General features: G+C 67.0%; 4 protein-coding genes. All 4 read left to right on the forward strand.

What is annotated here, in order from left to right; genetic code table 11:
* Positions 1–3 precede the first annotated feature (3 nt).
* The 4 genes from pks13 to ACJH5R_RS18130 all read left to right on the forward strand — a co-directional run bounded on the left by pks13 (position 4) and on the right by ACJH5R_RS18130 (position 10,068).
* On the forward strand, positions 4–5,346 hold the full coding sequence (gene pks13, locus ACJH5R_RS18115; RefSeq protein WP_406756912.1) for a polyketide synthase Pks13: 5,343 nt from the start codon (positions 4–6) through the stop codon (positions 5,344–5,346).
* The gene (locus tag ACJH5R_RS18120; RefSeq protein WP_406782517.1) at positions 5,343–6,896 is read left to right on the forward strand and encodes an acyl-CoA carboxylase subunit beta; all 1,554 of its coding nucleotides are present in this window, start codon (positions 5,343–5,345) and stop codon (positions 6,894–6,896) included. Before pks13 ends, ACJH5R_RS18120 begins: the two co-directional genes overlap by 4 nt.
* 233 nt (positions 6,897–7,129) lie before the next feature.
* The gene (locus tag ACJH5R_RS18125; RefSeq protein WP_406782518.1) at positions 7,130–8,422 is read left to right on the forward strand and encodes a PE-PPE domain-containing protein; all 1,293 of its coding nucleotides are present in this window, start codon (positions 7,130–7,132) and stop codon (positions 8,420–8,422) included.
* A gap of 212 nt (positions 8,423–8,634) precedes the next feature.
* The gene (locus ACJH5R_RS18130) at positions 8,635–10,068 is read left to right on the forward strand and encodes an MFS transporter (RefSeq protein ID WP_406756714.1); all 1,434 of its coding nucleotides are present in this window, start codon (positions 8,635–8,637) and stop codon (positions 10,066–10,068) included.
* Positions 10,069–10,129: the final 61 nt, after the last annotated feature.

A 10,129-nucleotide genomic window follows, 5' to 3' on the forward strand; every position in this document is an offset into this window, starting at 1 on the left:
CAGATGACCGGCGACGGCGACGACGCAATCCTGCGCGGCACCAGCCGCACCGACCTGACCGTCGCCGACATGCGGGCCTGGCTGCGCAACTGGGTGGCCAATGCCACCTCCCAGTCGCCGGAGAAGATCAACGAGACCGCTCCGCTGATCGAACTGGGCCTGTCGTCGCGTGACGCGGTGGCGATGGCGTCGGACATCGAGGACTTCACCGGGGTCACGCTGTCGGCGACGGTGGCGTTCCGGCACCCGACGATCGAGGCGCTGGCCACGGTGATCATTGAGGGTGAGCCGGTGCTGGAGGACGACGCGGCCGGCGAGGACTGGTCGCGCGACGCCGATGTCGCCGACATCGCTGTGGTCGGCCTGGCCACCCGATTCCCGGGCGACATGAACACCCCCGAGGACACCTGGGAAAAGCTGCTGGCGGGGTTCAATGCGATCACCGACCTGCCCGAGGGGCGCTGGTCGGAGTTCATGGAGGAGCCTCGGGTTGCCGAGCGGGTCAAGAAGGCGCGCACCCGCGGTGGCTACCTCTCCGACATCAAAGGCTTCGATGCGGAATTCTTCGCGCTGTCGAAGATGGAGGCCGACAACGTCGACCCGCAGCAGCGGATGGCGCTGGAGTTGACCTGGGAGGCGCTCGAGCACGCCCGGATCCCGGCCTCGAGCCTGCGCGGCGAAGCGGTCGCGGTCTACATGGGCTCGACGAATGGCGACTACCAGAACCTGGCGCTGTCCGACCCGAGCATCACCCACCCGTACGCCATCACCGGCAACTCCAGCTCGATCATCGCCAACCGGGTCAGCTACTTCTACGACTTCCGCGGTCCGTCGGTCACTGTCGACACCGCATGTTCGTCGTCACTGGTCGCCGCGCACGCCGGTGTGCAGGCGCTGCGCAACGGCGAGGCCGACGTGGCGGTCGTCGGCGGCGTCAACGCGCTGGTCACCCCGCTGGTGACGGTCGGATTCGACGAGGTCGGCGGGGTGCTGTCGCCCGACGGCCGGATCAAGTCGTTCTCCTCCGACGCCGACGGCTACTCCCGTGCCGAAGGCGCCGGCGTGCTGATCCTCAAGCGGGTCGACGACGCGCGCCGCGACGGCGACCAGATCCTCGCGGTGATCGCCGGCTCCGCGGTCAACCACGACGGCCGGTCCAACGGCCTGCTGGCGCCCAACCCGGACGCTCAGGCCGCGGTGCTGCGCAAGGCCTACAAGAACGCCGGTATCGACCCGCGCACCGTCGACTACATCGAGGCGCACGGCACCGGCACCATCCTGGGCGACCCGATCGAGGCCGAGGCGCTGGGCCGGGTGGTCGGCCGGGGCCGTGCCGCTGACAAGCCCGCCCTGCTGGGTGCGGTGAAATCCAATGTGGGACACCTGGAATCGGCAGCCGGTGCGGCGAGCCTGGCCAAGGTTGTGCTGGCGTTGCAGCATGACAAGATCCCGCCGTCGATCAACTACGCCGGGCCCAACCCCTACATCGACTTCGCCGGCACCCACCTGAAGGTCGCCGACACCGTCAGCGACTGGCCACGCTACGGCGGCTATGCGGTCGCCGGAGTCTCCGGCTTCGGATTCGGTGGGGCCAACGCGCACCTGGTGGTGCGTGAGGTGTTGCCGCGCGACGTGGTGGAGAAGGAAGCTAAAGAGCCCGAAGCGCCTGTCGCCGAAGAGGTTTCCGAACCCGAGATCGAGCACGAGGCCCCGCGCTTCGACGAGTACGGCGAGTTCATCGCGCCCGAGAGTTCGCACGGCTACGGCGACGAACCCGAGTACGAACTGCCCGGCCTGACTGATGAGGCGTTGCGGCTACGCGACGAAGCGCTGGCCGAGCTGGCGGCGCAAGAGCCTGTGCAACCGCTGATCCCCCTGGCGATCTCGGCATTTCTGACCTCCCGTAAGAAGGCCGCCGCGGCCGAGCTGGCCGACTGGATCGACAGCGAAGAGGGCCGGGCCACCCCGCTGACGTCGATCGGCCGGTCGCTGTCGCGGCGCAACCACGGCCGCTCCCGCGCCGTGGTGCTGGCACACGACCACGACGAGGCCATCGCCGGCCTGCGCGCGGTCGCCGAGGGCAAGCAGAAGCCCAACGTCTACTCCGTCGACGGCCCGGTCACCAACGGGCCGATCTGGGTGATGGCCGGCTTCGGCGCCCAGCACCGCAAGATGGGCAAGAACCTCTACCTGCGCGACCCGATCTTCGCCGAGTGGATCGAAAAGGTCGACGCCCACGTCCAGGACGAGCGCGGCTACTCCGTGCTGGAGCTGATCCTCGACGACTCGCACGACTACGGCATCGAGACGTCCAACATCGCCATCTTCGCCATCCAGATCGCGCTCGGCGAGGTGCTCAAGCACCACGGAGCGCGCCCGACCGCCGTCATCGGCCAGTCACTGGGCGAGCCGGCATCGGCCTACTTCTCCGGTGGTCTGTCGCTGGCCGACGCCACCCGGGTGATCTGCTCGCGCGCACACCTGATGGGTGAGGGCGAAGCGATGCTGTTCGGCGAGTACATCCGGTTCATGGCGCTGGTGGAGTACTCCGCCGAGGAACTCAAGACGGTGTTCGCCGACTTCCCGGGCCTGGAGGTGTGCGTCTACGCCGCCCCGAGCCAGACCGTGATCGGTGGCCCGCCCGAGCAGATCGACGAGATCGTCGCGCGCGCCGAATCCGAGGGCCGCTTCGCCCGCAAGCTGCAGACCAAGGGTGCCGGTCACACCTCGCAGATGGACCCGCTGCTGGGCGAATTCTCCGCGGAGCTGCAGGGCATCGAGCCGCACATCCCGAACATCGGCATCTTCTCCACCGTGCACGAGGGCAGCTACGTCAAGCCCGGCGGCGAGCCGATCCACGATGTGGACTACTGGAAGAAGGGGATGCGGCACAGCGTCTACTTCACCCACGGGGTCCGCAACGCCGTCGACAACGGCTACACCACCTTCCTGGAGCTGGCGCCGAACCCGGTGGCGCTCATGCAGGTGGGATTGACGACGGCCAGCGCCGGGCTCCACGATGCCCAATTGATCGCAACGCTGGCCCGCAAGACCGACGACGTCGACGCCATGATCATCGCGATGGCCCAGCTCTACGTCTACGGCCACGACCTCGACTTCCGCACGCTGTTCCCGCGTGAGGTGCAGGGGCCGATCAGCCCGGCGGAGTTCGCCAACATCCCGCCGACGCGGTTCAGGCGCAAGCCGCACTGGCTCGACGCCCGATTCTCCGGCGATGCCACCGGTGTCATGCCCGGCTCGCACGTAGCGACCCCGGATGGCCGGCACGTCTTCGAGTACGCCGGTCGCGGCGAGACCGACTTGGCTGCCCTGGTGAAAGCCGCTGCCGCAACAGTCATTCCGGATTCGACCCTGGTGGCCTCCGAACAACGGGCGGTACCCGGCGAGGGTTCCCGGCTGGTGACCACGCTGACCCGGCACCCGGGTGGCGCGGCCGTGCAGGTGCACTCGCGCATCGGCGAATCGTTCACGCTGGTCTACGACGCGCTGGTGAGTCGCGGCGGTGCAACCGGAGTCCTGCCGGTGGCAGTCGGCGCCGGGACCGCGGTGCCGGCGGAATCTGTTGCGGCGCCGGTCGAACCGGAGCCGCAGGCCGACGACGCCGCGATTCTGAGCGACAATCTCACCGCGGGAGCCGGGCTGGCGGCCGGCTTCGCCAAGTGGTCACCGGAGAGCGGGGAGACCGTCGCTGAGCGGCTGGGTGCGATCGTCGGCGGCGCGATGGGCTACGAGCCCGAGGATCTGCCGTGGGAGGTGCCGCTGATCGAGCTGGGGCTGGACTCGCTGATGGCGGTGCGGATCAAGAACCGTGTCGAGTACGACTTCGACATGCCGCCGATCCAGCTGACCGCGGTGCGCGACGCGAACCTGTACAACGTCGAGGAGATGATCCGCTACGCGGTCGAGCACCGCGACGAGGTGGAGGCGCTGCACGCCCACCAGCAGACCCAGACGGCCGACGAGATCGCCGCCGAGCAGGCCGCGATGATCGCCGCGGCAAAGGGTGCGGCGAGTGCGGAAGTCGCTCCGGCCGCCGAGCCGGCGCCGGCCGCCGAAGCCGCTGCCGCGCCACCTGCTTCGGACATCCCGATCCCGCCGCCGCCGACCAACCCGGCCGGCCCGGCGGTTCCGCCGCCGCCGACGGACCCCAGCGGCCCGGGCGTCGACGCGAGCGGTGTCAGCACCAAGACGGCTGCCGCGGCCGCCGCCAAGGTGCTCACCCAGGAGGCGGTCACCGAGGCGTTGGGCGCCGACGTGCCACCGCGTGACGCCGCCGAGCGAATCACGTTCGCCACCTGGGCGATTGTCACGGGGAAGTCCCCGGGCGGCATCTTCAACGAACTGCCCGCCGTCGATGACGACACCGTGGCCAAGATGGCCGAGCGGTTGTCCGAGCGTGCCGAGGGCATCATCTCGGTCGACGACGTGAAGTCGGCGACCACCATTGAGGCTCTGGCGACCATCGTCCGTGATCAGCTGGAGGACGGCGTGGTGGACGGATTCGTCCGCACGCTGCGCGCGAAGCCCGAAGGTTCGAACAAGATCCCGCTGTTCGTGTTCCACCCGGCCGGTGGCTCGACCGTCGTCTACGAACCGCTGATGAAGCGATTGCCCGCTGACCTCCCGGTGTACGGGATCGAGCGGGTGGAGGGCTCCATCGAGGAGCGCGCCGCCGAGTACGTGCCCAAACTGCTGGAGCTGCACGACGGGCCGTTCCTGCTGGCGGGGTGGTCGCTGGGCGGGGCGCTGGCCTACGCATGTGCGATCGGGTTGAAGCGGGCCGGCGCCGATGTGCGTTACGTCGGGCTGCTCGACCTGGTGCTGCCCGGTGAGCCGATCGACCAGAGCAAGGAAGGAATGCGCGCGCGCTGGGACCGCTACGCACGGTTTGCCGAGCGCACCTTCAACGTCGAGGTCCCCGAGATCCCCTACGAGGAACTGGAAAAGCTCGACGACGAGGGTCAGGTCCGTTTCGTGCTGGACGTCGTCGCGCAAAGCGGGGTGCAGATCCCGGGCGGCATCATCGAGCACCAGCGCACGTCGTACCTGGACAACCGGGCCCTGGACACCATCGAGATCCAGCCTTACGAGGGGCACGTCACGCTGTACATGGCCGACCGCTACCACGATGACGCCATCGTGTTCGAGCCCGCCTACGCGACCCGCAAGCCGGACGGCGGCTGGGGCGAATACATCTCCGACTTGGAGATCGTGCCGATCGGGGGCGAGCACGTCCAGGTCATCGACGAGCCGTACATTGCCAAAGTGGGCGCCCATATGAGTGAGGCGATCAACCGGATCCAATCCGAAGGTGAGAGCGCGTGACGAACAAGACCACCGCCGAACTGTTGGCCGAGCTCCACGAAAAGCTGGAGCTGGCATCCGAACCCGGCGGTGAGGCGGCCGTCGCCAAGCGCGCGAAGAAGGGCATCCCCAGTGCCCGCGAGCGCATTCATGCCCTGCTGGACCCGGGCAGCTTCTTGGAGATCGGTGCGCTGTGCAAGACCCCCGGTGACCCGAACGCGCTGTACGGCGACGGCGTGGTCACCGGCCATGGCCGGATCAACGGCCGGCCGGTCGGGGTGTTCAGCCACGACCAGACCGTGTTCCAGGGCTCGGTCGGAGAGATGTTCGGCCGCAAGGTGGCCAAGCTGATGGAGTGGGTGGCCATGGTCGGCTGCCCGATCATCGGCATCAATGACTCCGCGGGCGCGCGGATCCAGGACGCGGTGACGTCCCTGGCCTGGTACGCCGAGCTGGGCCGGCGGCACGAGATGCTGCGCGGCCTGGTGCCGGAGATCTCCATCATCTTGGGCAAATGTGCTGGGGGAGCGGTGTATTCGCCGATCCAGACAGACCTCTTGGTGGCCGTGCGCGATCAGGGCTACATGTTCATCACCGGACCCGACGTGATCAAGGACGTCACCGGCGAGGACGTGAGCTTCGACGAGCTCGGCGGCGCCGACGTCCAGGCGCAGCGCGGCAACATCCACAAGGTGGTCGACGACGAGGCGGCGGCGTTCCAGTACGTGCGCGACTACCTGTCGTTCCTGCCCGCCAACCACTTCGACGACGCGCCCATCGTCAATCCCGGCCTGGAGCCGGAGATCACTCCGCACGACCTGGAGCTGGACGCGATCGTTCCGGACGCCGACAACGTCGCCTACGACATGCACGAGATCCTGCTGCGTATCTTCGACGACGGTGACGTGTTCGAGATCGCCGATCAGCGCGGGCAGGCCATGATCACCGCGTTCGCGCGGGTCGACGGTCACCCGGTCGGGGTGATCGCCAACCAGCCGATGTACATGTCCGGGGCCGTGGACACCGAGGCTTCGGACAAGGCGGCCAGTTTCATCCGTTTCTGCGACTCCTACAACCTCCCACTGGTTTTCGTCGTCGACACCCCCGGCGCCATGCCCGGGGTATCGGAGGAGAAGAACGGAATCATCAAGCGCGGTGGCCGGTTCTTCAATGCCATCGTCGAGGCCGACGTGCCGAAGGTGACCGTGATCATCCGCAAGGCCTACGGCGGCGGCTACGCCGTCATGGGTTCCAAGCAGTTGTCCGCGGATCTGAACTTCGCCTGGCCGACCGCCCGCATCGCGGTGATCGGTGCCGACGGCGCGGCCCAGCTGCTGGTGAAACGCTTCCCGGATCCGACCGCGCCCGAGGTGCAGAAGATCAAGCAGGACTTCATCGACGGCTACAACGAGAACATGGCGATCCCGTGGACAGCCGCCGAGCGGGGCTACATCGACGCCGTGATCCAGCCGCACGAGACCCGGTTGTTGCTGCGTAAGTCGCTGCGCCTGCTGCGCGACAAGCAGAACTTCCCCAAGGTGCAGCGCAAGCACGGCTTGCTGCCCATCTAGCCCGTGCTTCTCGTGTGGTGAGCGATGCCGTCCCGCGCCGCCGCTAAGTCCTGACTCAGGATGCGGCAACGTTAGCCGACCCGCGTTCTCAGGGTTCGAAGGGCTTGTTCCTGGTGGGGGTGTTTTTCCGGATTAGTGAACCTGAATTTGACATAACAGAGTGTGATTGAAATCATCCAGGTTTGGCAACGCCCACTCATGTGCGGCCTCGAGAATCTGGCGAGGAACTCTGGATGTTTGATGCAGTCGCGGCACGGTCCGGTCACTGCGAGCAAGGCCTGCGAGCTGCGCTGGCCGCCGCCGTCTTGGCGGCCGGTATCGCCGGTGCTCCCCAGCTCACGTCGTTGACCTCGCCGCCCGACCATGCCGGAGTGCTGCTGTCCGCTGCCGAGGGTGGCTCGCTCGCCAACTCGGGCATCGCGCTGATCATGGGCCCCAGCATGATCCCGACGCCGAGCGAGCATTACGCCGAAACCGTGAATGATCTCTTCCTGCAGCCGCACGGGTTCGCCGGCCAGCTCGAGGTGCTGACCACGCCTCAGGAGGCCTACTTACTGGATGAGTCCATGGCCAAGGGCGCGCAGGCTCTGACCGACCGAGTGCTGACCCTGCTCGATGAAGGCAAGGTGGACGAGGACCACCCGGTGACGGTCTTCGGTTACTCGCAGAGCGCCGCCCTCACGACACTGGCCATGCAGCAGCTTGACGAGGCCGGCGTACCGAGTTCGGCGGTGCATTTCGTGCTGATCGGTGATTCGGCAAACCCCCTCGGCGGCTTGCTCGTCGGGTTCTCGGACTACCCGGGCATCGCTGACAACCTGGCGTCACAAGGTGTCACCCTGGGCAACCCGACCCCGAATGATCTGTACCCCACCGACATCTACACCTTGGAGTACGACGGCTACGCCGACTTCCCGAAATACTTCCTCAACCCGCTGTCCAGCCTGAACGCGATCATGGGCATGGCCATCCAGCACATTGCGTACCTTGGCTTGACCCCCGAGCAGATCGCGGACGCCGTCCTGCTGGAGTCCAGCCCGGACAGCATGATCAACTCCTACGTGATCCCCAGCGAGTACCTTCCGCTGCTGTACCCGCTGCTGTTCGTCCCGATCACCGGCAAGCCCATCTACGACCTGCTGGAACCGGTCATGCGCATCCTGGTGAACCTGGGTTACGGCAACATCGATCACGGGTGGAACGACGGCCCGGCGGATGTCCCGAACATGGCGACGGAGGATATGCCGAACCTCGACTGGAACGAGGTCGGCACAGCGCTGGTTGAAGCGACGATGACCGGCTGGGGCGCTTTCGTTTCCGACCTCCTCGACCCGAAGACATACGTGGAAGTGGACGTGCTCGACAACCCCGCACTGGACGGGCTGCTCGCAGCTATGGCCGGTGTGGGCGTCGCTGCCGGCGACGACCCGACGGTGGACGAAATGCTCAACGGCCTGACCAACATGATGTGGGAGTCGCTGGTCGGTCAATACCTGGATCCCGCTTACTGGGACGCCGCTTCCTAGTCTCGGGCGGGTAAGTGTTGCGTAACGCTTCCGCAACACCAGTCACTTCTGTTGCAAACCAATTATCGTTTACCCCAGGCGATCCCATAGTGGGCTAGCCGCCGAGGTTCCAATCATGCGGGGCCGGAACGTGATTCCGGCTGCCCGGATCGCCGTGCGAACCGTCGGAGGCCTGACGGGGGAGACGACGTGTGCCCTAGCGGCGAGGCGCGATGAGTCTACTGCTGCCGGCGAGGCCGTCGGCGCCGGTCGCGCGGAAAGCGCGAAGTGTCCCAGATGACCGTAAGCGGCTGCTACGCAAAGCAATTGCGGCATCGGCCATCGGCAACGCGACCGAATGGTATGACTACGGCGTTTACGCGGTCGTCGCCACGTATCTGACTGAGGCTTTCTTTCCGGACACGCTGGGCAATCTCGGAACCATGCTCGGCTTCGCGGTCTCTTTCGTGCTGCGACCGCTGGGGGGCATGATCTGGGGCCCGATCGGAGACCGGTTCGGACGGAAGTCGGTCCTGGTCGCGACAATTCTGCTGATCGCGGTGGCGACGACGTTGATCGGCGTGCTGCCCACCTATGCCAGCGCGGGGTGGTGGGCGCCAGGCCTGTTGATCGCCCTGCGTGTGGTGCAGGGCTTCTCCACCGGCGGCGAATACGGCGGCGCCGCAACGTTTATGGCTGAGAGCGCACCCGATGACAAGCGGGGGACGTACGGCAGCTTCCTGGAGTTCGGTGCCGTCGGCGGCTTCGTCCTCGGCAGCGCCGTGGTGCTGGCGCTGGAGGCGATGCTCAGCCATGAGCAGATGGCGGCCTGGGGCTGGCGTATTCCGTTCCTGCTCGCCCTGCCGCTGGGTGTGCTGGGGCTGGTGCTGCGCAGTCGGATGCCCGAGACTCCGGTGTTCGCCGAGTGCGTCGCCTGCGACGCGATCAAGGGATCGGCCTGGGACCGGCTGGTCGACCTGCTGACCAACTACACCCGACCGATCTTGGTCACGTTCGCGCTGCTGGTCGCGCTGAACATCATCGACTACACGCTGGTGACCTACCAGCCGACCTACCTGCACGCCTCGGCCGGCCTGGACGAGCGCAGCAGGACGGCGGTGGTGCTGGTCGGGGAGTTGGCCATGATGGCCTGCATCCCGTTCGCGGGCGCCTGGTCGGATCGGATCGGTCGAAAACCGCTGTGGCGCGGCTCTTTGATCGGGTTCGCCGTGTTAGCGCTGCCGATGTACTGGCTCATGGGCCAGGGTTTCACCTGCGCGCTGGTGGGATTCACGGTGCTCAGTGTGCTGTTCGCTGCGCCGTTGGCAACCGTGGCGGCGACGTTTCCGGCGATGTTCCCCACCCAGGTGCGCTATGCGGGATTCGCGATCGCCGACAACGCGGCCGTCGCGGTGTTCGGCGGCACCGCGCCGGTGTTGGCCGACTCGGTCATCGAACACACCGGGTGGCAGCTCTTTCCGGCGGCGTATCTGGTGCTCGCCGCGGTGCTCGGATTGGTCGCCCTGCGGTTCCTTCCGGAGACCCTTGGGTGTTCACTACGCGGTACCGGCATCCCCGGAGTGCAGGGTGAACTCGAACGTGAGCTGGCGGCTGTGATCGCCAGGCAAGCCGACGGGCCCCGCGAGCGTGCACAGAATGACGCCTGACGCGGCGTGTCGGGGTACAGACACGCACGCTCGCGGGAGGTACCCCCAGCTCGCGGGAGGC

The sequence above is a fragment of the Mycobacterium sp. SMC-19 genome (genome assembly GCF_045310815.1).
Taxonomy (GTDB): Bacteria; Actinomycetota; Actinomycetes; order Mycobacteriales; family Mycobacteriaceae; genus Mycobacterium.

Excerpts from the sequence above, each read along its gene's own strand:
- pks13 (WP_406756912.1), top strand. The coding sequence starts at position 4 with ATGACCGGCGACGGCGACGACGCAATCCTGCGCGGCACCAGCCGCACC.
- ACJH5R_RS18130 (WP_406756714.1), top strand. The coding sequence starts at position 8,635 with ATGAGTCTACTGCTGCCGGCGAGGCCGTCGGCGCCGGTCGCGCGGAAA.
- ACJH5R_RS18125 (WP_406782518.1), top strand. The coding sequence starts at position 7,130 with ATGTTTGATGCAGTCGCGGCACGGTCCGGTCACTGCGAGCAAGGCCTG.